Below are 432 nucleotides of genomic sequence, written 5' to 3'. Positions count from 1 at the left end.
TTCGCTTCCGCGCCATGGACCCGAGTCAGGTAGCGCTCTATGAGGCCTTCGGCGCCTCGGGTACGCCGATTCCGTGGACGGAAGTCTACATGGCGCTGCGCACCGGGGCGGCGGATGGTCAGATGAACCCGCCTATGTACATCCTGCTGGGCAGTCTGCAGGAAGTGCAGAAGTACCTGACGCTGGCCAACATCCAATACTCGGATCAGTTCCTGGTCGCCAATGGTCAGCTGCTCGAGAGCCTGTCTGACGAAGAGCGCACCGCACTGCTCGATTCAGTCAAGGAAGCCAATGCCCAGGCCCGTCAGGACAACCAGAGCCAGGTCGAGTCACGCATCGCCTTGCTTGAAGAGCAGGGCATGGAAGTGATCCGCCCGAGCGAGGCAGACCTCGAGGCATTTCGCAGCAAGGGCCAGCCTGCCTACCTCGAGT

Annotated in this window: 1 protein-coding gene; it reads left to right on the top strand. The window is 61.6% G+C overall.

Annotated features, from left to right (window positions below; translation table 11 throughout):
- Positions 1–432: TRAP transporter substrate-binding protein DctP (gene dctP / locus HUS66_RS17485; RefSeq protein ID WP_175072458.1), on the top strand; the 432-nt coding region annotated here is incomplete at both ends.

The organism is Onishia taeanensis, from assembly GCF_013349955.1.
Classification (GTDB): domain Bacteria; phylum Pseudomonadota; class Gammaproteobacteria; order Pseudomonadales; family Halomonadaceae; genus Onishia; species Onishia taeanensis_B.
The sequence above is the reverse complement of the archived record's forward strand: the minus strand, read 5'-3'. Positions and strand labels throughout refer to the sequence as shown.